At 38.0% G+C, this 21,865-nt stretch carries 26 protein-coding genes, 1 riboswitch and 1 other annotated feature; of the genes, 15 read left to right on the forward strand and 11 right to left on the reverse strand.

Annotation, left to right across the window (positions count from 1 at the left end; all coding sequences use genetic code 11):
* Nucleotides 1-334 precede the first annotated feature (334 nt).
* Nucleotides 335-1,288, forward strand: a complete 954-nt coding sequence (locus PI85_RS14815) for an L-threonine 3-dehydrogenase (RefSeq protein WP_036122905.1) — start codon at nt 335-337, stop codon at nt 1,286-1,288.
* A gap of 181 nt (nt 1,289-1,469) precedes the next feature.
* On the opposite strand, the gene trpB is transcribed toward PI85_RS14815, so the two are convergent.
* Both trpB and PI85_RS14825 read right to left on the reverse strand, forming a co-directional pair.
* Nucleotides 1,470-2,633 (reverse strand): tryptophan synthase subunit beta, encoded by a 1,164-nt coding sequence (gene trpB / locus PI85_RS14820; RefSeq protein WP_036122907.1) that lies wholly within the window; start codon nt 2,631-2,633, stop codon nt 1,470-1,472.
* 58 nt (nt 2,634-2,691) lie between these two features.
* Nucleotides 2,692-2,892 (reverse strand) — a binding site (T-box leader).
* A gap of 66 nt (nt 2,893-2,958) precedes the next feature.
* A complete protein-coding gene (locus PI85_RS14825; RefSeq protein WP_025115449.1) occupies nt 2,959-3,444 on the reverse strand; it encodes a QueT transporter family protein in 486 nt (161 codons plus the stop codon).
* A gap of 6 nt (nt 3,445-3,450) precedes the next feature.
* Nucleotides 3,451-3,495, reverse strand: a riboswitch (PreQ1 riboswitch).
* A 321-nt stretch (nt 3,496-3,816) separates the two neighbouring features.
* On the opposite strand from PI85_RS14825, the gene PI85_RS14830 reads away from it, so the two are divergent.
* The 3 genes from PI85_RS14830 to PI85_RS14840 all read left to right on the forward strand — a co-directional run bounded on the left by PI85_RS14830 (nt 3,817) and on the right by PI85_RS14840 (nt 6,736).
* Nucleotides 3,817-4,839 carry an ABC transporter substrate-binding protein gene (locus PI85_RS14830; RefSeq protein ID WP_036122912.1) on the forward strand — a complete coding sequence of 341 codons (1,023 nt, stop codon included), beginning with the start codon at nt 3,817-3,819 and terminating at the stop codon, nt 4,837-4,839.
* Between the two features lie 81 nt (nt 4,840-4,920).
* Nucleotides 4,921-5,949 (forward strand): ABC transporter permease, encoded by a 1,029-nt coding sequence (locus PI85_RS14835; RefSeq protein ID WP_036122914.1) that lies wholly within the window; start codon nt 4,921-4,923, stop codon nt 5,947-5,949.
* The gene (locus PI85_RS14840) at nt 5,942-6,736 is read left to right on the forward strand and encodes an ABC transporter ATP-binding protein (RefSeq protein ID WP_008176041.1); all 795 of its coding nucleotides are present in this window, start codon (nt 5,942-5,944) and stop codon (nt 6,734-6,736) included. Before PI85_RS14835 ends, PI85_RS14840 begins: the two co-directional genes overlap by 8 nt.
* 216 nt (nt 6,737-6,952) lie before the next feature.
* Here the strand turns inward: PI85_RS14840 and ilvA are convergent, their stop codons facing one another.
* On the reverse strand, nt 6,953-8,215 hold the full coding sequence (ilvA, locus tag PI85_RS14845) for a threonine ammonia-lyase IlvA (protein ID WP_036122916.1): 1,263 nt from the start codon (nt 8,213-8,215) through the stop codon (nt 6,953-6,955).
* Between the two features lie 347 nt (nt 8,216-8,562).
* On the opposite strand from ilvA, the gene PI85_RS14850 reads away from it, so the two are divergent.
* On the forward strand, nt 8,563-9,306 hold the full coding sequence (locus PI85_RS14850) for a TerC family protein (RefSeq protein WP_025115444.1): 744 nt from the start codon (nt 8,563-8,565) through the stop codon (nt 9,304-9,306).
* Between the two features lie 47 nt (nt 9,307-9,353).
* Here PI85_RS14850 and bshB2 read toward each other — a convergent pair whose 3' ends face one another.
* From bshB2 to thiD, 4 genes are all read right to left on the reverse strand, one after another.
* Entirely contained in the window at nt 9,354-10,043 is a 690-nt protein-coding gene (bshB2, locus tag PI85_RS14855; protein WP_008176035.1) for a bacillithiol biosynthesis deacetylase BshB2, read from the reverse strand.
* Nucleotides 10,044-10,056: 13 nt separating this feature from the next.
* The gene (locus PI85_RS14860; RefSeq protein WP_008176033.1) at nt 10,057-10,407 is read right to left on the reverse strand and encodes a YojF family protein; all 351 of its coding nucleotides are present in this window, start codon (nt 10,405-10,407) and stop codon (nt 10,057-10,059) included.
* A 625-nt stretch (nt 10,408-11,032) separates the two neighbouring features.
* Nucleotides 11,033-11,314, reverse strand: coding sequence for a hypothetical protein (locus tag PI85_RS14865; RefSeq protein ID WP_036122919.1), 282 nt, complete (start codon nt 11,312-11,314; stop codon nt 11,033-11,035).
* Nucleotides 11,315-11,679: 365 nt separating this feature from the next.
* Nucleotides 11,680-12,510 carry a bifunctional hydroxymethylpyrimidine kinase/phosphomethylpyrimidine kinase gene (gene thiD / locus PI85_RS14870; protein WP_036122922.1) on the reverse strand — a complete coding sequence of 277 codons (831 nt, stop codon included), beginning with the start codon at nt 12,508-12,510 and terminating at the stop codon, nt 11,680-11,682.
* A 174-nt stretch (nt 12,511-12,684) separates the two neighbouring features.
* On the opposite strand from thiD, the gene PI85_RS14875 reads away from it, so the two are divergent.
* From PI85_RS14875 to PI85_RS14895, 5 genes are all read left to right on the forward strand, one after another.
* Entirely contained in the window at nt 12,685-13,362 is a 678-nt protein-coding gene (locus PI85_RS14875; RefSeq protein ID WP_008176027.1) for a uracil-DNA glycosylase, read from the forward strand.
* 75 nt (nt 13,363-13,437) lie between these two features.
* Entirely contained in the window at nt 13,438-13,617 is a 180-nt protein-coding gene (locus tag PI85_RS14880) for a hypothetical protein (RefSeq protein WP_036122925.1), read from the forward strand.
* Nucleotides 13,614-13,883, forward strand: a complete 270-nt coding sequence (locus tag PI85_RS14885; protein ID WP_008176024.1) for a YwdI family protein — start codon at nt 13,614-13,616, stop codon at nt 13,881-13,883. The genes PI85_RS14880 and PI85_RS14885 overlap by 4 nt, the downstream gene beginning before the upstream one ends.
* Nucleotides 13,884-13,910: 27 nt before the next feature.
* A complete protein-coding gene (locus PI85_RS14890; protein WP_008176022.1) occupies nt 13,911-14,291 on the forward strand; it encodes a DUF423 domain-containing protein in 381 nt (126 codons plus the stop codon).
* 155 nt (nt 14,292-14,446) lie between these two features.
* The gene (locus PI85_RS14895; RefSeq protein WP_036122928.1) at nt 14,447-15,622 is read left to right on the forward strand and encodes an amidohydrolase; all 1,176 of its coding nucleotides are present in this window, start codon (nt 14,447-14,449) and stop codon (nt 15,620-15,622) included.
* An 83-nt stretch (nt 15,623-15,705) separates the two neighbouring features.
* Here the strand turns inward: PI85_RS14895 and gerQ are convergent, their stop codons facing one another.
* Together gerQ and PI85_RS14905 are read right to left on the reverse strand one after the other, a co-directional pair.
* Nucleotides 15,706-16,041, reverse strand: a complete 336-nt coding sequence (gerQ, locus tag PI85_RS14900) for a spore coat protein GerQ (protein WP_008176019.1) — start codon at nt 16,039-16,041, stop codon at nt 15,706-15,708.
* A gap of 22 nt (nt 16,042-16,063) precedes the next feature.
* Complete coding sequence (locus PI85_RS14905) at nt 16,064-16,489, reverse strand: cell wall hydrolase (RefSeq protein WP_036122931.1); 426 nt, start codon at nt 16,487-16,489, stop codon at nt 16,064-16,066.
* A gap of 246 nt (nt 16,490-16,735) precedes the next feature.
* Between PI85_RS14905 and PI85_RS24685 the strand changes: the two genes are divergently transcribed.
* Nucleotides 16,736-16,906, forward strand: coding sequence for a hypothetical protein (locus tag PI85_RS24685; RefSeq protein WP_008176015.1), 171 nt, complete (start codon nt 16,736-16,738; stop codon nt 16,904-16,906).
* A gap of 159 nt (nt 16,907-17,065) precedes the next feature.
* A complete protein-coding gene (locus PI85_RS14915; protein WP_008176013.1) occupies nt 17,066-17,248 on the forward strand; it encodes a hypothetical protein in 183 nt (60 codons plus the stop codon).
* 43 nt (nt 17,249-17,291) lie between these two features.
* Here PI85_RS14915 and hemQ read toward each other — a convergent pair whose 3' ends face one another.
* Nucleotides 17,292-18,041, reverse strand: coding sequence for a hydrogen peroxide-dependent heme synthase (gene hemQ / locus PI85_RS14920; RefSeq protein WP_031418454.1), 750 nt, complete (start codon nt 18,039-18,041; stop codon nt 17,292-17,294).
* Nucleotides 18,042-18,196: 155 nt separating this feature from the next.
* Here hemQ and PI85_RS14925 point away from each other — a divergent pair, with 155 nt between their 5' ends.
* Nucleotides 18,197-19,033 (forward strand): lipoate--protein ligase family protein, encoded by an 837-nt coding sequence (locus tag PI85_RS14925; RefSeq protein WP_036122935.1) that lies wholly within the window; start codon nt 18,197-18,199, stop codon nt 19,031-19,033.
* Nucleotides 19,034-19,070: 37 nt separating this feature from the next.
* Here PI85_RS14925 and PI85_RS14930 read toward each other — a convergent pair whose 3' ends face one another.
* On the reverse strand, nt 19,071-19,721 hold the full coding sequence (locus PI85_RS14930; protein WP_025115432.1) for an RsfA family transcriptional regulator: 651 nt from the start codon (nt 19,719-19,721) through the stop codon (nt 19,071-19,073).
* Nucleotides 19,722-19,957: 236 nt separating this feature from the next.
* Between PI85_RS14930 and PI85_RS14935 the strand changes: the two genes are divergently transcribed.
* Both PI85_RS14935 and PI85_RS14940 read left to right on the forward strand, forming a co-directional pair.
* Nucleotides 19,958-20,185: a DUF1450 domain-containing protein gene (locus tag PI85_RS14935; protein WP_008179127.1), complete on the forward strand. Its 228-nt coding sequence runs from the start codon at nt 19,958-19,960 to the stop codon at nt 20,183-20,185.
* Nucleotides 20,186-20,367: 182 nt separating this feature from the next.
* Nucleotides 20,368-21,675 (forward strand): HD domain-containing protein, encoded by a 1,308-nt coding sequence (locus PI85_RS14940; protein WP_036122938.1) that lies wholly within the window; start codon nt 20,368-20,370, stop codon nt 21,673-21,675.
* Nucleotides 21,676-21,865 lie beyond the last annotated feature (190 nt).

Raw genomic sequence — 21,865 nt, forward strand, 5'->3', positions numbered from 1 at the left:
AATTAATGGGCTATAGAATCTTCTTTGCAAAGCTAGCAAAGAGGATTCTTTTTATTTGTTCTAATAACTTGTTGGATGGAAGTTTTAAAAACTGTTCTTTCTGAATGTACAAATGTATTTAATATATTTTTGTAGCACAATAATTTAAAATGTTCATATACTGAGAAGTAAGGGATAGTATGTTTCTTTTATGAATATTTTTAATATAATTGTTGTATTTTCAAAACGAACACATTATAATGAATTTCATTGAAAGTGTTATTAAATCAATGTTTATTAATATATTATTGTGCTTTCTAGAAGTACAATTGTTCACATGTGGAGGTTTTGAGAAATGAAAAAAATTATGGTTACCGGAGCACTTGGTCAAATTGGTTCTGAGCTTGTAGAAAAACTTCGTAGTATTTATGGGGAGGACAACATACTTGCTACTGACATTAGAAAGCTTGACCATACTGAGGGCCCGTTTGAGATATTGGACGTTACAGATGGACAAAGAATGCATGATTTAGCAAAGGACTTTGGTGCTGATACAATGATGCATTTAGCAGCATTATTATCAGCTACAGCTGAAAGAAATCCTTTGTTGGCTTGGAATTTAAATATGGGTGGATTAATGAATGCTTTGGAAGTTTCACGTGAGTTAAATATGCAATTCTTCACACCAAGTTCGATAGGGGCTTTTGGGCCATCTACACCGAAGGAAGATACACCTCAGGATACATTGCAACGCCCGACAACTATGTATGGTGTTAATAAGGTGGCGGGGGAATTATTATGTGATTATTACTTTAGCCGTTTTGGAGTAGACACACGTGGGGTCCGTTTCCCAGGGTTAATTTCTTATGTAACGCCCCCAGGTGGTGGAACGACTGATTATGCGGTAGAAATTTTCTACGAAGCGATTGAACAAGGCAAGTATACATCTTATATTCAAGAAGGTACGTATATGGATATGATGTACATGCCAGATGCTTTACAGGCAATTGTTGATTTAATGGAAGCGGATGGTAGTAAGCTTGTTCACCGTAATGCTTTTAATATAACAGCAATGAGTTTTGAACCATCGCAAATTGCAGCTGAAATTAAGAAACATTTACCAAACTTTACCACGAACTATCAGGTTGACCCAGTTCGTCAGGCAATAGCAGATAGCTGGCCAAATTCAATAAATATTGAAGCGGCACAAAAAGAGTGGGGCTTTAAGGCAGAGTACGATTTGTCAAAAATGACGGTAGATATGTTAGAAAAGCTAAAAATTAAACTGCATAAAAAGGCAATTTCATAATAGCGACTGAACGGATGAAGGAATAGACTTCATCCGTTTTTTTTATGAAATAAATGGGGGATATATATTCTTATTGGAATAGGCTCGTTTATACTTGTGTTCTAAGATCAGCAAACATTACTTCATTAGTGTAAGTTTAAGAGCGATTTCCAATTTAAGAAATCGCTCTTTCATGTGTGAATTATTTATTTAACATATGAAAAACTTGCTCAACGTCCTTATCGCCACGACCTGAGATATTTATTATAATAATTTCATCAGCTGTAAGAGTGGGCGCTAGTTTTAGTGCATGGGCAACTGCATGAGAACTTTCAAGCGCAGGAATAATACCTTCTACCTTCGAGAGCACCTGAAATGCCTCTAATACTTCTTCATTTGTAACAGTAACATACTCTGCACGACCAATTGTTTTTAAGTGACTGTGTTCAGGTCCTGCACCTGGGTAATCTAAACCTGCGGCAATTGAGTATGTTGGTAGAGGATTTCCCTCTGCATCCTGAAGCACTAAACATTTGAAGCCATGTAGCTCTCCAGGAGTTCCCTCGTTAAGTGTAGCAGCTTGATCTGGCTCTATTCCGATAAGACGAACATTTTCATCAGCAATAAACTCTGCGAATGCCCCTATAGCATTACTTCCACCACCGACACAAGCTAAGACAGCTGTTGGTAGTTTTCCTTCTTTCTCCAAAACTTGTTCACGGCTTTCGCGGCTAATAACAGATTGGAAATGTTTAACCATTGAGGGGAATGGGTGTGGCCCAACAGCAGAGCCCAATAAATAAAATGTCGTTTCATAGTTTTCCACCAAATCCGCAAATGCTTCATCAACGGCATCCTTTAAACGTCCTTGCCCCTTATCAACAGCTACAACCTTTGCTCCAAGAAGCTCCATACGAAATACATTCAATGCCTGACGTTTAGTATCCTCTAACCCCATATAAATAGTACAATCCATTCCGAACATGGCACATGCAGTAGCGGTTGCCACACCGTGTTGACCTGCACCAGTTTCAGCAATAACGCGATTTGCGCCCATACGTTTTGCCAATAAAATTTGGCCCAATACATTATTGATTTTATGTGAGCCTGTATGGTTAAGATCCTCACGTTTTAAATAAATCTTTGCACCAGCCAATTGCTTCGTTAAATTTTCTGCAAAATAAAGAGGGGATTTGCGACCGACATACTCATGGAAATAATAATTCAATTCTGTATTAAAGTCTTCATCCTCTTTGAATTTTTGGAAATTTTCATCCAAAATAGTTAATACATGCTGAAGCTCCTCTGGAACGAAGCTACCACCAAATTCTCCAAAATATCCTTTGTTCTCTACTACTATACTCATCTTTCCTCGACTCCTCTACGCTCATTTTTTCATAAAAAAAGGCACTCCATTCCTTCGTGAAAAGGACGAGTAACCGTGGTGCCACCTTTATTCGCAATATATGCGCGCTTTCTAACTCCGATAACGGGGAGTAAATCGGCCTTACATTGGATAAGGCTGCTCTGAAGTCCATTCACAAGCACGTACTACTGGTTTACACCGACCACCAGCTCTCTTTAGAGTAACTATGCTTGCTACTATTCTTCTTCTCCGCATTTATTAGAAAGAATTGTAGAATGTTTTCAGAATATTGTCAAGAAAAAAAGACGAGTCTCGTAAGACTCGTCTATTCAATCATCTCTTTAAAGTGAAGGCGTTTATTTAGTATATACATAATAGGTGCACCAACCGCTAAGACAACGAATTCACCTGCCGCCACCGTGAGCCAAGTCCAAAAGAATGGTAGCTCTAAGGCTAAATTCAATTCAAAGGCGATTATAAACATAGTGCATGTAAATAAAAATGTATTGATGATTAAACGTGCCCAAATATTTTTAACAAATTTACAGATCAAAATGAACAAACCCAATGTAATCATAGAATGTCCAACACCAAATACTAAGTCGTAGATACCGAGTGGTGAAAAGATATTAGAAATAAATACCCCTATTATGATACCAACGGCAAAGCGTGGATTAAAGGCCACTAAATGGTTGAAAATTTCAGATACACGGAACTGCACCTCTGTAAAACCAAATGGTGCAACAAGCATCGTCACAGCAATATAAAGAGCTGCAATAATACCACTTGCTGCTAAAAATTTTATCTTCATATTCATTTCTCCTTAGTTTTTTTTCGTGGGATGGTTACGAACCACGGTGCTTTCACACAAGTCAATATTTTATTATACATATCTAGCAGAAGTCAAATGTCAGACTTTTTGTCAATATGACTAAATTCGCAAAATTGTCATAAATATTTTTTACTATTTTTAAAAAAGGAATCCAATAACGTAAATAGCGTAGTTTAGCGGTTTAAAGCGCCAAATTAAATGAAATGTTAAATTTTTTTGCGAAATACAAAAGTCAGAACATTCATAATGTTGTTGACGGAGCTCAATAATCACGATAATATAGCGATACATTCACACTTTGTTTGGATAAAGTGTGATAGATATTCGAGAACTTAATCGGGGGGATTAATGGTGAAGAGCAATGTCAAAAAGCTTTCATTCCTACTCTTTGGATTAGTATTACTACTTGCTGCTTGTGGTAGTGGTGGAACTAGTTCAACAAAATCAAAGGGGAACGAAACGAATAACGCCAGTGACAGCGGAAACGCAGATGATAAAACATATAAAATCGGAATTACGCAAATTGTAGAGCATCCGTCGTTAAATGCAGCGACGGAAGGCTTTAAAAAGGCGATTGAAGATGCAGGTTTAAAAGTTGAGTATGATCCACAAATCGCACAAGGTGATAATAGTCTTAACACAACGATTGCTAACAACCTAGTAAGTGCGAACGTAGATTTAATATTTGCTAACTCTACACCTTCTGCACAGGCCGCGGCAACAGCAACAAGTGATATTCCAATTATCTTTACATCTGTAACAGATGCTGTAGGTGCTCAGCTCATAGAATCAATGGAGAAGCCAGGGAAAAATGTTACAGGTACTATCGATTTACATCCTGAAACGATTTCTAAAACAGTAGCATTTTTAAAAGAGCTAGGTGCTAAAAACGTTGGTATGGTCTACAACGCTGGTGAGCAAAACTCCGTAGCACAGGTGAAAGAAGTAAAAAAAGTAATGGCTGAGCAAGGTCTTGAGGTTAAAGAGGCATCAGCTGCAACTTCTGCAGAGGTAAAACAAGCAACTGAATCTTTAATCGGTAAAGTCGATGCATTCTATATTATTACGGACAATACAGTAGTCTCTGCTTTAGAGTCTGTCATCGATGTAGCAAATGCCAATAAATTGCCTTTAATAGTAGGAGAGCTTGACTCTGTGGCGCGAGGCGGTTTGGCTGCATATGGTTTTGAATATTCCGATATTGGGTATGAGGCTGGGCAAATGGCAGTGAAAATTTTAAAAGGTGAAGCAACACCTGCTGAAACGCCAGCGCAATATCCACAAAATCTAAAGCTATTAATTAATAAAAAAGTAGCAGATGATTTAGGAATTGAAATTAAAGATTCTTGGGGTGCAGAACTTCTAGAAAAATAACTCGAAGCGGGGGAACCATCCCCGCTTTATCTTCATTTACCAGCAGTAGCATAATAAAGAGATTTAGGAGATGATTCAACTATGTTTTTAGCATTATTTGGCGCAGTGGAGCAAGGAATCATCTATGCAATTATGGCACTTGGTGTATATTTAACATTTCGAGTGTTAGATTTTCCGGATTTAACGGTTGATGGAAGCTTTGTAACAGGGGCGGCAACAGCAGCAACAATGGTTTTGCTTGGCTACCACCCAATCTTAGCGACTTTAGTGGCAATTGTTGCTGGATTTATTGCTGGATGTATGACAGGAATCCTTCACACAAAAGGGAAGATAAACCCACTATTATCAGGGATTTTAATGATGATTGCCTTATATTCGATTAACCTACGGATCATGGGGTTAACTGCAGAAAATACGATAGGTCGTCCAAATATTCCATTACTAAACTCTGAAACGATATTTTCAAAGTTTCAAGCGTTTTGGAGTAATTTAGGGATAGATGATGCTCTCAACAGCCTATTAAAGGGTATGGGGATTCAGCAAGTACCAGGTACTTGGAGTGTACTAATTGTCATTGTAATTATTACAATTTTAATTAAATTAGTGGCAGATTGGTTCTTAAAAACAGAGGTTGGGCTGGCTATTCGTGCTACTGGTGATAATAAACGAATGATTCGCAGCTTCTCAGCCAATACAGATACACTCATTATTTTAGGGCTAGGACTTTCCAACGCACTTGTCGCATTTTCTGGAGCTTTAATCGCACAATATTCGAAGTTCGCTGATGTAAGTATGGGAATTGGTATGATTGTAATCGGACTTGCATCTGTCATTATCGGGGAAGCTATTTTTGGTACAAAGACCATTATTCGTACCACTTTTGCAGTCATCGCTGGAGCTATTATTTATCGTATTATTTTAGCGTTAGCTTTACGTGTAGACTTCCTGGATTCAGGAGATATGAAATTAATTACAGCTATCATCGTCATTTTGGCGTTGATCTTACCTCAATTTATTAACAAGCGTAAGGAACGTAAGCGTAAGGCTAAACGGGCTGCAGAACTTACGCAAATTAAACCAGTAGAGCAAGGAGGAAAAGGCCTTGCTTAAATTACACGGTATAAATAAGGTGTTCAATGAAGGGACACCGGATGAAAAGATCGCTCTAGCAGAAATTAACCTACATTTAAAGCCTGGTGATTTTGTTACTATTATTGGGAGTAATGGGGCAGGTAAATCAACGATGATGAATATGATTTCTGGCGCCTTAACACCAGATTTCGGCACAGTTTCGATTGATGGCAACAATGTTACTCATTTGCCTGAGTATAAACGCTCGCAATTTATAGGTCGTGTTTTCCAGGATCCAATGGCGGGAACAGCACCTGCTATGACGATTGAGGAAAATTTGGCACTAGCCTATTCCCGTAATAAGAGTAGAGGATTGCGAAGAGGTGTAGACAAAAAACGTCGTGAGTTTTTTATTGAATCGTTAGAGATGCTTGGATTAAATTTAGAAAACCGCCTTTCTGCAAAGGTTGGCTTACTTTCCGGAGGGGAACGTCAAGCTTTGTCTCTGTTAATGGCCACTTTTACAAAACCATCTATATTATTGTTAGATGAGCATACGGCCGCGCTTGATCCATCACGTGCTGAATTGATCACCCGTATTACAAAGTATTTAGTAGAAAAAGATCAGTTAACGACATTGATGGTTACACATAATATGCAACAAGCTTTAGATTTAGGAAATCGCCTAATTATGATGGATAAAGGTCAAATTATTTTAGAAGTTGGGGAAGATCGTAAACATGAATTAACGATACCTGATTTAATGGCTGAGTTTGAACGCATTCGTGGAGAAAAAATGAATTCGGACCGTGCTTTATTAGGATAAAGGTATATCGTTCATACATTCGTATGAGTATCAGACTGTAGGCAAACTCAATGACATTTGGGTTTGCCTATAGTTTTTCATTTACAATGATGTGAGGGTGGTGCTCTCCCTCGCTCCGTTCATCTATATTAATGGTTGAGAAAGAAGCTGTTGAGGTGACTCTCAAATATTTAAACATAGAAAAAGCCTCACCTGATAAAAGTGAGACTCTTTCATTTAGACGAGTAGGCCAAATAGCTGAAGATCATTGTTAACTTCTTTATAGTTGAAGCCAAACTCGTTCATTCTCGCTAGTAATCCCTCGTAATCTGATCGATCGCCTAGCTCGATGCCGACTAGAGCAGGACCGCTTTCCTTATTGTTTTTCTTAGTATATTCAAAGGTTGTAATATCATCATTAGGTCCAAGCACGCTAGTAAGGAATTGACGAAGAGCGCCTGCCCGTTGAGGGAAGCTGACGATGAAGTAGTAAAGTAAGCCTTCATGAATAAGAGACTTTTCTTTAATTTCCTGCATACGTCCAATATCGTTATTCCCACCACTAATGATAACGACAACAGACTTTCCTTTGATTTCTTCTTTATAAAAATCAAGAGCTGCGACTGACAATGCACCAGCAGGCTCAGCAATAATCGCATGTTTATTGTACAAATCTAAAATGGTTGTACATACTTTTCCCTCAGGTACAAGAATAATGTCGTCTAAATAACGGCGACAAACATCATAAGTATGATGACCGACACACTTTACGGCAGCTCCATCGACGAATTTGTCAATCCAATCAAGAGCAACTGTACCACCTTCAGCGAAAGCAGCCTTCATACTGCCAGCACCGGCAGGCTCTACACCTATAATTTTGCTAGATGGGGAAAGGTTTTTAATATAGGCAGAAACACCAGACATTAAGCCACCACCACCGATACTGCCAAATACGTAGTCGATTGGCTCTTCCATATCATTCATGATTTCTACCGCCACAGTTCCTTGCCCAGCAATAACATCGAAATCATCAAATGGGTGAATGAAGATTTTACCTTGTTCTTCACAGAAACTTAGTGCACTTTCAGCAGAGTCATCGAACGTGTCACCCGCTAAAATAATCTCCACATACTCACGACCAAACATACGCACTTGGTCTATTTTTTGCTTGGGTGTAGTTTGAGGCATAAAAATGCTAGCTTGGATTTTTAATTGGGCACAGGCATAAGCTACACCTTGTGCGTGGTTGCCTGCGCTGGCACAAACGACGCCAACATTGCGCGCTTCATCCTCGATTTTTTTAATTTTATAATAGGCGCCACGAAGCTTGAATGAGCGTACATGTTGTAAATCCTCACGTTTAAAATAAATATTTGCGCCATATTTTTCAGATAAATAGTCATTTCTTTGTAGAGGTGTATGCACAACTACGTCTTTTAAAAAATGGTGTGCAATGAGGACATTCTCCACTTGCACGGTTCTAGTATCAGCAACTTCCATAGTATTCATCCTCCGTTTTACGTTTAAAACATTTATCTATGATAGCACACTTTTTTTGCTTTTTGGACTTAATTTTTAGTAAATTCTAAATTTTCCGTGTCCATTTTATAATGTAAGCGTTTTATCTTTATTTACCTTACTTTTTGTATGGAAAATGAAGCGTTAAACATAGGTAAGTCCCACTTTTATAGACCATTTCCTCCACCGAATTACGTGTAAAGGAAATCGTTTTTTAGAGGTCTAGACGCGATTATACGGAGGCACCATTGATCAAAAAAATACAACTTTCATATCAAAATTGGTCAAGCATATACTAGATTAGCTTAGGACAAGTGGGAGGGTAAGCAGTGGAAATCATTCAAGGAATTCTATCTACATATAGCCAGTTTTTCGATTGGGCAATGTGGCAGGAAGTATTAGTGGATCCTGTATCATGGGGACTAATATTTTCATTAATTATTATAGAAGGATTGTTGTCAGCAGATAATGCACTTGTATTAGCAGTACTTGTCAAACATTTGCCAGATAAGCAACGAAAACGAGCTTTAATGTATGGGATGCTAGGAGCCTATTTTTTCAGATTTTTATTTATTGGAATAGGAGTTTATCTTGTAGAATTTTGGTTTATTAAAGTGTTAGGTGCGTTGTATTTAGGATGGCTCTGTATCGCTCATTTCCTTCAAATCGGAAATGAGGATAGTGTGAAGGTGGTAAAAAAATCTGGCTTGATGGTTCGTTTCTTTGGGACCTTTTGGGCAACAGTTATTTCCGTAGAGCTGATGGATATTGCTTTTTCCATTGATTCAATATTTGCCGCCTTTGCTATTTCAGATCAAGTATGGGTGCTTCTAATTGGGGGTATGTTAGGAATCCTAATGATGAGAACAATAGCGGGTGTATTTTTAATTATGATCGAAAAAATTCCTGAACTAGAAGCGACTGCTTTCATCATTATTGGCGTTATAGGGTTAAAAATGTTAGTAAGTGTTGTTAATATTCATATACCTCATTATTTTTTCTTCCTGTTTTTATTAATTGCCTTTTCGATCACGTTTATCGTGCATAAACTAAATAAAGTAAAATCTACCTAATTAAAAGAGGCTCTGTTCTCCAATCATGAGAGGACAGAACCTTTTATTTATTTTACATATTTATCAGGATCAACAATGTAGAATCTTTCAACATTTAGCCAGCTTTCGCTCATCGGTTCTCCATCATCAATGCGTTTTTCTGTTTCTTGCATCATCCAACCAGTTTGTGATGCGTGTGCCTGTAATGCTTGTAATTTATCCATTCGCATTTCGCGAATATCATAGACCACATGAGGCTCGCCATTTTTTTCAATAGTATCGTTTGCGAAGGCACAGCCAAATACTTGTGGACGTGCAGCCTTAGGCATACGACGTACAGCCTCAACGACAGCACGCGCGGTTGCTTCATGGTCTGGATGTACCGCAAAACCAGGTAGGAACGTAATAATTAATGAAGGCATTAGCTCTTCAATTAAACCTTCTACCAGCTTTACCATCTTCTCATCGTCTTCAAATTCGATTGTTTTATCACGAAGACCCATCATACGTAAATCTTGAATACCCATTGCTTCTGCGGCTGCAATTAATTCTTTACGACGTATTTCTGGTAATGATTCGCGTGTAGCAAATGGGGGATTACCTAAATTACGGCCCATTTCACCTAATGTTAAGCAGGCATATGTAACAGGTGTATTCATTTTTTTTGTATAATAGGCAGTCGTGCCAGCAACTGAAAAAGCCTCATCATCTGGGTGAGGGTACACAATTAAAATATGACGTTGTGGTTGTAAATTCAAAGAGTCGTCCCCCTTAGTAAGTAAATGGCGTTTCACTTATTTCAAGCGCAATCGCCAATTTTCCAGAGTAATCTAAACCAGCCATTAATAAACGGCCTAAATCATCTAATTCATAATGAGTAATGCCTTGTGCATAAACCCAGCCATGAGGTAATTTTAACCCAACACGATGAGGTGTCTTGTCTACAACTTTAGCAAGTTCATAATTAATTTTTGCGTTGCGTATAAAGGCACCTGCATTAAAGAACTTTTCATCATAGTGTGCTGCATAAGATCCGTTTGTCGTCTCAAGATGAATATAAACGTCTTTGTTGGCGAAAGAATTTAGTAATTCTTGCAACGTCTCTACTTGTACTTCTTGCATCTTAACACTCCTCTCGATCATTTCTCCTTTAAGTATAGTAAAAAAAATTAGCAAAGGGAAATTCATTGCTTCATACGTATAAATAAATGATTTGTAAAACTTATACCTTCACATCATGTCACCAAGATTTTTAAGAGCTTCATCGCCACGACTACTCAAAATCTGTGTCTTCTGACAGAGGCTTATCTAGATTCATCCACTACCTTCTAGAGTAGGAAATCTTCTACTAAATCGGGGAAGGATGAATCATTAACTATTAATCTATGACGACTTTCCAAGCAATATTCTTGAAAAAATTATTGTAATGTATCAATATAAGGGGTGTGAAAATATATGTACAAAATGTGTCGTTTTGTATACGGTTTCACACCTGAAAAGATATTGTAACCATAGCTTCTTCCAAAATCGTGTGTAGACAGCACCAAATGCTGAAGGATGGTAAAACTAGGCGAAAACGAATTCTATCTTGGTACAATAGATGACGTTCCTCCAGCATCTTACATCGTGCTGTGTGTAAAAGGGAGAAGAATGAAGCTCATTATCATAGTATAATAAAAAACCGCGTTTCTCTTTATGACGGAGAAGCGCGGTTTTTTATTGAGATTATGGATAGGCTATGTATTTGTTAGTATCGATTAAGCTTTCTTTCGATTGTTTCTAAACGATTATTGACACTTTGCAATTGTTTAAACATTTGTCTCATATAAAGATTTTGATCTTCATTTTTGGTCTTTTTTTCTTGTGCTAGTTCCTCTTCCTCCTGGAGTGCCATTATTGTGGCGAGGGTGGACAATGAGTAGCCGAGTGTTAAGACAATGGAAGCGAGTACTTCTACTTTTGAAGCGGTTAATTCTCCAGCTAATAAACCTGATTCCTCTGTTAAGTCCTCTGCCTTTTGTTTTTTCATCTTTTCCCCTCCCATCTAAAGCTAATATATGGGTGATGAAGTCCTAACGTATCTTGTCCATTTTTTTATCTTTATTCAGCGGGATTTCTAGAATTTAACGCATTATTTGTTTGTAATATTTAGATATTAGAATCATTTTGACTCAGGATGGTAGGGATCATTTTGAGGGAGCATGAATGTGAACATAATTGAGGTGACTACGATAGTAACCTTCGTAGCATGTAATGAAAACAAGAAACCTTCATTGATTCCCCCTTGTGCAGAAATAGGGAGTGGCTCTAGGGAAACTTATTTTCATGACTGATCCATTGGAGGATATGTAAAAGAGGGATGTCTTCATAATCTTAGAGACATCCCTTTCAATGTTAAATTTCAGTGACTGTTATTTGTGGAGCACCAAAGCGGGACTTTGCTCCATGCATGACGGGACCAACATAGTCGTTAAGAGCCCAACCATGTGCAATGGCTGCGGATACAAACTCTTTTGCTTCAATAACAGAATCCATAATAGATAATCCATTTGCGAGATTTGCAGTGATAGAGGCTGCAAAAGTACAGCCTGCACCGTGGTTATTAGTGGAAGCAACTTTTTCGGATTCTAATAAGTAAAATGCTATTCCATCGAAGAATAGGTCTGTTGCTTTTTCTGTAGCTAATGCTTTTCCACCTTTAATGACTACAGCTTTAGCTCCAAGCTCGTGGATTTTTCGTGCGGCTGTTTTCATCTCATCAATCGTTTTGGGCGTACCTGTCCCAGCCAATTGGCCAGCTTCAAAAAGATTAGGTGTTGTGACTGCTGCTAATGGTAAAAGATGTTGTACCATAGCATCTGTGTTGCCAGGATTTAGGACTTCATCGTCCCCTTTACAAACCATCACAGGATCAATGACAACATTTGTCGTCCCTGATTTTGCAATAGCCTCTCCAGCAAGACGAATAATTTCTTCCGTAGAAAGCATGCCTGTTTTAATAGCATCAATTCCTGTTGAAAGGGCAGTATCAATTTGTTTTTGTAGAAGTTCAGTTGGTAATGGTGTGACATTATGTGTCCAACCATTTGGGTCCATTGTTACGACAACTGTTAAAGCCACCATACCGTATGTACCGTGCTCTTGAAATGTTTTAAGATCGGCCTGCATACCTGCGCCGCCGGATGTATCAGAACCAGCAATTGTTAATGTTTTTTTTAGAGTCATGAAAAGATCTCCTTTATTGTTAAGAGTGTTAAAATTACCATTTAGTATAGTCTTATTCTGATTCTATAAAAATAGTCAGAATTTGATATTTTTATATGGTCAGTTTGAGCTGAGACTTGAATTCATGGATGATTTTTTGTACCGTTGTAAGAAAAGAAAGGGGCTTAAAGGACGATGAAACAAGTATTCCCGAATGATTGGCAAGAAATACTTGCAGCTGAGTTAGAAAAACCATACTATCACACATTACGTCAATTTATTGCTAATGAATATTCAACGCACACTATTTATCCTCCTATGCAGGATGTAATGAATGCATTTTATACAACAGCCTATCAACATGTGAAGGTCATTATTTTAGGACAAGACCCATATCATGGCCCTAATCAAGCACATGGCTTAAGCTTTTCTGTCAAGCCAGGTATTCCGCATCCACCTAGCTTACGAAATATGCTACAAGAGCTACAAGATGATCTCGGCTGTTCAATTCCTAAAGATGGCACTTTGACGAAGTGGGCAGAACAAGGTGTTATGCTTTTGAACACAGTTCTTACTGTGCGAGCTGGACAGGCAAATTCCCATAAAGATCAAGGTTGGGAGCAGTTCACTGATGCAGTTATCGATAAGCTAGCTGCAAGAGAGGAACCACTTATTTTTGTACTGTGGGGGAAGCCTGCGCAACGAAAAAAACAGTTGATACGTAAATATGACACGCCACATGTCATATTAGAAGCACCACATCCTAGCCCATTAAGTGCTTATCGAGGATTCTTTGGGAGTAAACCTTATTCAAAGATTAATCAACAATTAGTAGAATGGGGTAAACAGCCAATTGATTGGTGTTTAGCATAGATTGGCACAAATCGTTTACTTTATACACTACATAAATCGTGATACAGTTAAGATAGATGAAAGAGAGGGACAACGATGAAGGCGAATTGTTTTCAATGTCATTTTTTTAAAGTAACGTGGGACCCTCAAACTCCACGTGCCTGTGTCGCATATGGCTTTAAAACAAAACAAATTCCATCCGTTGTCGTGAAACAATCCTCAGGTATGGAATGTTTAAAATTTGTACCAAAAGTAGAAAGTAGGAGAACGCAATGATTCCTTATCAAGCCGTTATACAACAACTTGAAAAACAATTATCTGGTGCAAAAAATGCAGGGAATGATCAGCAGATCCGCGAAGCTCTTACAGCAATTCGAGCATTATGTGATGTGGTGTTAGATTCTCCTAGTAATACACCATCTATCACAACACCTTCTAAGCATTTACCACAAATGCTTGTATCAGAGATGAAGCCATCTAGTTTATCTACATCCAAAATTGAAGAAGATGGAGCCAATGGTGATTCAATTTTTGATTTTTAATCAATATTAAAGGTAGGGTAACGCGCAATGAAAAAATTTATCGTGACAGGGGCTCTCCATGGCCTATTAGCAGTAGCCTTTGGTGCATTTGGTGCACATGCTTTAAAGGAAATTTTAGATGATTATAGTCAAGGTATTTGGGAGACGGCTGTTCAATATCAAATGTTCCATGCTACTGGTTTGTTAGTAATTGGACTATTAATGAGTTCTAAATTATTTGGTGAAGTGAAGCAATTGAATTTGGCAGGAATTTTCTTTAATTTTGGGATTGTCTTCTTTTCGGGTAGCTTATACGTATTAGCGATTAGTGGTATTAAAGTATTGGGCGCGATTACACCAATTGGTGGTGTACTATTTTTAATTGGATGGATACTTATTATTTTATCGGCTTTAAAACATGCTCGTTAATTTAAAATTAGGACTCTCTTACATGATTTGTAGGAGAGTCTTTTCTTTATTTTGTAAGATTACGATTTAAATCCTATTCTTTTTGTAAGAATTTATAGTACACTACTACTATTACTTGCAATATTTCGAAAATACAAAAAGAGAGGTTGTGTAGGATGGAAAAGCTATTTACATTAATAGATGAGAATTATGAAGAAATGGTAGGGATTCGTCGTCACTTGCACGAATATCCTGAATTATCCTTTGAAGAAGTGGAGACACCAGCCTATATAGCCGCCTACCATAAAGAATTGGGTCATGAGGTTCGTGAAGGGGTAGGAGGAAGTGGTGTAGTTGCCGTACTACGTGGTGCGAGGCCAGGAAAAACAGTGGCGTTACGGGCTGATTTTGATGCATTGGCGATCCAGGAGGAAAACGATTTACCTTATAAATCAAAGGTCGCGGGTAAAATGCATGCTTGTGGGCATGATGGTCATACAGCAACATTACTAGGATTAGCTAAGGCACTCAATAAAATGAAATCTGAAATTACAGGAAATATTATATTTATTCATCAGCACGCTGAAGAGGTGGCACCAGGTGGGGCTAAGCCGATGATAGAGGATGGGTGTTTAGATGGTGTAGATGTTATTTTTGGTACACATCTCTGGGCTCCCACTCCCATAGGGGAAATTTTAGTGAAAGATGGCGCGATTATGGCAGCTGCAGACAAAGTAGAAATTGCTATTCAAGGGAAGGGTGGACATGGTGCCGAACCACATCACTCCATTGATGCAGTTACTCTTGCCTCGCAGTTTGTAATCAGCGCACAACAACTTATTTCAAGACGTATTGATCCATTAAAGTCAGCCGTTTTAACAATTGGTCATTTCGAGGCGATTAATCCGTTTAATGTGATTGCTGATCGTGTTAAACTGGCAGGCACAATTCGCACCTTTGAGGAAGATGTGCGCACACAGATGGAGCAGGAGCTAGAAGCCGTTCTAAACGCCACTTGTCTAGCCTTTGGAGCAAGCTATGAATACCGTTATACAAGAGGTTATCCACCTGTGTATAACCATCAGAAAGAAACGGAGTTTGTGGCACAGTTAGCGTCAACTGTCCCAGGTGTAGAGCAAGTGAAAACTTGTCCACCGTTTATGGTTGGAGAGGATTTTGCGTACTATTTAGAAAAAGTACCGGGTACATTCTTCTTCACAGGTGCGAAAAGTCCAGAATGGGAAACAGCTTATCCACATCATCACGCGCGCTTTAATTTTGATGAACGTGCAATGCTAATAGCTGCTAAAACTTTAGGAAAAGCTACCTTTGAATATTTAAAAGAATATTAATCTAGCGCAAGTTAAAAATCCGCATACTCTCATCGACTATTGTCAGTGAGAGTATTGCGGATTTTTAAGATACAATATAGCGATTATGGATTTTGATTAAAATAAGCCATTTCTTCATCATATTCAGCAAAATCAAAGTAAATCATTGGGAATAAGAAGCGGTGATTGGATTTAAGTTCACGAATGATAACATGATCTCGCCCAGCAGCCTCTACCACACCACGCACAGTTTTTGTGTTTTTGCCTTGTTCCACTGCATGCTCAAAAGAAAAATGGAAGGTAGCTGGTTTTCCGCGATTCAACCGTAAAATATTTTCTATATAGGACTCTTCGCGGCCTGGTGGTCGTCCGGTCGGGATTGTGACTGGAGGAGGAGTCATTTGTTGTTGAGTTGTTGGTGTCCAATAATAAGGCATCATCAATAATCAACCTACTTTCTTTTTAAATTTGAGGACAATCTTCTTCAGTTGGCGAGAAGAAGCAATGAGATTTGTATCTGCCTGTATTCCATTGGCCATACCATTGTGCAGGACAATCGCCCGCCGGCATGAAAAACCACAAGGAACGGTTAGCTGGGTGAAATCTTTCGCCTTGAATCACCCTTCTGGCTAACCGGATATCTTGATCACGTGCTCGTTGATAAAAATAACTTTTTTGAGTTGCTTCAAAGCCACCTGGACGCTGATAAACCATCTGTTCAATTGTTCGAATATCACCAAAATCTAAACAATCACCCCTTACACGATTAACGCCAACATTCCCAACCATCAGCATGCCTAACTCACCTTCGCCTTCTGCCTCGGCACGCATAAGCCTTGCTAGCAGGGCTGTCTGGGCATCATTCGTCTTAATAACAGCGATTTTCATACCTCCTCGCTGTCAGTATATGCATGATGGTATTGTAGACATGTTCAATTTTGTGAAGAAAGAAATTCACACAACAAAGGTACTACGCATATAGTAGTAATAACGACAAGTCCGTAAAAAATAATCTAAAAGCCATTCATATTAGATAACTTTTATAAAAAATTGGGTAAATAGAAAAAGATATAAATAGGGGGATAGGAGATCAATAAATTGCATGTGTAGGCCATACATGTGAGGTGATTACTTATGGAAATAGGGGTATGGTTTGGGATATTACTAAGTGCAGTGCTGGCCTTTTTACTAGGGGAGTATTATGGACAGCCGCTCCATTGGTATCTATTTATTTTAATAATAGTGATTGGTTTCTTTATTCAAACGATCATCTTAATTTTAAAAGTAAAGGACGAAAGCTCTTGAGGAAATACGAAAAAAATAAATTCAATGATTAAGGAAGTGTCATCGCAGTGGGATGGCGCTTTTTTATTTTATAGATAATTTTGCTTTGCCAGTATAGTACTGATATTCAGAGACATACTAAGGTAGAATTTATTTTTGCTTTCATGAAGGAGCGTTACAATGCGTATTTTTAGTATGTTTGTAGCAATAATTATTAGTGCCTTTATGGCAGTCGGGATAGCAGAATACTATCATCAGCCGTATAATTGGTATTTGGTTTTTCTGATGATTCTTACCGGATTTTTTATTCATACAATCATCTTAATTTTTGAAGCTGAGAATGCGGAAGAAAATGAAATTTAAAATGCGAGTCCTCACTAGGGACCCGCATTTTTTAATGTACGTATTAAACCGTTAAGAATGTTACTAATTTATCGTTATCAAGTAGATTTCCGACGAAGAATGCACCAAACTCACCATAGCGAGCAGATACTTCATCAAAGCGCATTTCATACACTAACTTTTTGAATTGTAAAACGTCATCAGCAAATAATGTTACGCCCCATTCGTGATCATCAAAGCCAACAGAGCCTGTAATAATTTGCTTTACTTTACCAGCATAACCGCGACCAATCATACCGTGAGAACGCATTAATGATTTGCGCTCATCCATTGATAGCATGTACCAGTTATCATTCCCTTGACGGCGTTTATCCATAGGGTAGAAGCACACATATTTAGAACGAGGAAGCTCAGGGTATAGACGTGCACGTACATGTGGATTTTGATATGGATCTTCATTTGATTCACCAGCTAAATAGTTTGAAAGCTCAACAACAGATACATAAGAGTATGTAGGAATTGTAAAATCAGCAATGGCTAATTTATTAAATTCTGCTTCAAGCTCTTGTAGCTCATCCATTGTTTCACGCAATGTCATAATCATAAAGTCAGCCTTTTGACCAACGATTGCATAGAAGGCATGAGCACCTGTTTTAGCGATATCTGCTTCATTTAATTTCTCCAAATAAGCAAGAAATTCTTCTACTGCTGCTTGACGTTCTTCAGCAGAAACGAGCTTCCATGAAGCCCAATCAATTGAGCGAAAATCATGTAAAGCGTACCAACCATCTAACGTAATTGCTGCTTCATTCATTATTGAAAACACTCCTTTATAAGTGAATACTATTCAAAATTAGTTTATCATAGTTTGTGCAAAATCCCTAAGTTCATGAATGGTTTTCACGAATTTGACACCAACTATAGATGATGTATGCTAAAGAGAAGAGATGGAATTAGAGGAGTACCAATATGAAAAGTATTTTACAGCAGCCAATTTGGCGTTATTATGATCAATCAATTAGCGCAAAGCAGCGATCTCCGTTAGAATCATTTGCAACTGATGATACGTTGTGCCAGCTAGTTGGACAATTAGTATCACCACCAACTGTTCGGACATGGGTTCACGAGGCATCGGTTGTGCTTGGCATCCAAGATCATCGTTTACCATATGTACAGCAGGGAATGGATTTACTAAAATCGAGAGGTTATCAACCTATCGTTCGGAATTCAGGTGGATTAGCTGTTGTCCTTGATGAAGGAGTTCTAAACATTTCCATTGTATTATCTGAACAAATGGATTCATTAAGCATAAATGATGGCTATGATGTGATGGTCGACCTCGTCAAAGGTTTATTTCCAGAGGTAGCTGAGAAGATTGAAGCCTATGAAATAGTAGGCTCATATTGCCCCGGTTCGTATGATCTAAGTATTGAAGGGAAAAAGTTTGCAGGGATTTCACAAAGACGTTTACGCCAAGGTGTAGCTGTACAAATCTATTTATGTATAGAAGGTAGCGGCTCGCAGCGTGCTGCCCTTATTCGAGATTTTTACGAGAAAAGCTTACAGCAGGAAGAGACGAAATTTACTTATCCACAAATCGTTCCTGAAGTCATGGCATCATTATCGGAGCTTGTCGATCCACATTTAACAGTAGAGGCAGTCGTTATTCGTCTACAGCAATACCTTCATCACTTAGGTGGAAAAGTACATCCAGAATCTTTTCATGACGAAGAATTAACATTATACGGTTTCTATTTAAAGCGTGTTTTTGAGCGTAATGCCAAAATGCTAGAACGACATGAATAGAGACAGCTATTAACACACATAAAAAAAGGCGATGCTGCTAATTAAGCGCATCGCCATTTTCAGGCTGGAAATTAGAACTACTTACTACGAGATTTCCGTTTTTCTCCATTTTAAAAACAGGTGCAACACGTTCTTCCTCTTCATCTAATGTAACAAGTCGTCTAGCACGATTCATAATTTGAACAAATTGTTCGTAATCTTTGCGGATTGCTCGGTTTTCTTCTTCGAGCTTTGTAATTGTTTTCTCTAGTTTTTTATTTTTCTCTGATGTTACATGTACAAGCTGTCTCCATTTTGAAGATTCATTGCCTACTTCACCAGAATGCTGTAAACGTAGTAAATAAGCTATAACAATATCAAGAGAAAGAGCGGATAGCGGAATTGATTTTCCTTCTGCTGCACTACTATTTACTGTAAACATACTAGAAGTGCGACGTCTTGCAGGAGCTCCTAACACTCGCATTCTTTCTTTTCTTTCCTTTTTAGCCTCTGCTAATTGTTCTTCATATTCTTTACGAACAACAGCATTCCAACGGAAACCACAGGCTGCAGCCGTACGATTTAACGCATCACCAGCTTCTTCAAAAGCGTTTAGCTGTGTGCTTCCCTCCGTTACGTGACGAATGACCGCCTCTGCTAATAATTCATCATTTTCTTCTAACCAAGCATCTTGTCTGATTTTACTCATATTAAAAACCTCCACCTTTTTTGGAACTTATTATTTAAGACTAGCATGACCAATCTTTTAACCTTTTATTCATCCATGTGAAAGGAATTATGCTTGAATAGAAGGGGAAAAGTACGATACAATACCCGTTGTAGGTTTGTACGTATGCTGCATACTTAAATATGTGAAGGTCATACGTTCCATAGAGCGAGCGGATTTTGTTTGAAAAATACTATATAGAAAGGGTTGTTGACAAAATGGCAAACGAGTTTAAAGTTTGCGATGAATGTCAGGCCGTTAACTTAAAAACGTTAATTCCAAAATTAAAGGAAATCGATCCTGATGCAACCATCGAAATTGGCTGTCATTCTTATTGTGGTCCAGGACGCAAAAAAACATTTACCTTCGTAAATAGCCGCCCTGTTGCTGCATTAACAGAAGAAGAACTAATGGAAAAGGTTTTAACAAAATTAAAGAATAAGTAAAACGAAAAGCTGTCTCTACTTGTTGGAGAAAGCTTTTTGTTCATTTATTCAATAGAAATTTAGAATAATTGTGAAAATGATCGAAACAGGTTGTTAGTATCTATAGAAAAAAGTGAATAAGTATGCTAGTCCTAGATTTATCGCATATAATAGAACTATAACAAAATGGGGGTGCTATACAAATGACATATGCAAACGCTAAATTACAAGAAGAAAAGGTATTTAAAGACCCTGTTCACCGTTATGTGCATGTTCGAGACCAAGTGATATGGGATTTAGTAGGTACAAGAGAATTTCAGCGTTTACGTAGAATTCGTCAGCTTGGTACCACATTTTTAGTCTTTCATGGGGCGGAACACAGCCGCTTTAGCCATTCGCTTGGTGTTTATGAAATAGTACGCCGTATAGTGGATGATATCTTTGTTGGTCGTCCGGATTGGGATGAGGGTGAACGACTTTTAGTGCTATGTGCGGCACTCCTACATGATTTAGGACATGGGCCATTCTCACATGCGTTTGAAAATGTCTTTGAGCTGGATCATGAATACTATACGAGAGAAATTTTACTGGGTGATACGGAAGTCAATGCTGTGTTGAAAAAAGTGGCAGGTGATTTTCCTGAAAAGGTATCACAAGTAATTGAAAAGACGTATCCAAACAAACAAGTTATTAGCTTAATTTCAAGCCAAATTGATGCGGACCGTATGGATTATCTACAACGTGATGCTTATTTTACTGGCGTTAGTTATGGTCACTTTGATATGGAGCGGATTTTAAGAGTAATGCGTCCTCGAAAAAACCAAGTGGTCATAAAAGCTACTGGTATGCATGCAGTAGAAGATTATATTATGAGTCGCTATCAAATGTACTTACAAATTTACTTCCATCCTGTGTCACGAAGTGCAGAGGTTATTTTGAATAAAATTTTAAAACGAGTAAAACAATTGAGCTTGGAAGGCTATACATTTAAGCATGAACCTACACACTTCCTAGCATTTTTCCGTAACGCAATTACGCTTGAGGATTATCTTGCCTTAGATGAGAGTATTCTTTTTACATATTTTCAACTATGGATGCAAGAGGAAGATACTATTCTAAGTGATTTAAGTCGTCGCTTTGTTAATCGTAAGCTATTCCAATACATTGATTTAGATCCTGGAGTAGAGCTTGATAAATATCAAAAACTACAGGAACTTTTCAAAGAGGCAGACTTGAACCCAGACTATTATCTTGTTCATGATACAACAGCAGATCTGCCGTATGATTTTTACAGACCTGGTGAAGAGGAAGTGCGCGTGCCGATTTTTTTAGAAATGAAAAATGGTGAACTACGTGAGCTTTCGCGTGAATCAATTATTGTTGATTCCATTTCAGGACGGATGAAGCGTGACCATAAAATATATTTCCCTTTAGATTTTTTAGAAGATGATTCAACGCATTCAACCATTAAACAGAGAATATTAACTTTGTTGAGAAGAGACGGAAAATAAAATATGAAATAGAAAGCAGTAAACACGTTCAAAGGAGCGATGTTTACTGCTTTTTTTGTATGTTTAGATGATTGTTTAGAATCTGTTCAGTACTTATAGTTATAATGTATCAAAAATGATAAAAGGTGGTGATGTCTGTTGTTTTGAGTATCGCAAAAGTAATGCATCAAAATTGAAATACAGGAAAGTC

The organism is Lysinibacillus sp. A1 (assembly GCF_000801965.1).
GTDB lineage: Bacteria > Bacillota > Bacilli > Bacillales_A > Planococcaceae > Lysinibacillus > Lysinibacillus fusiformis.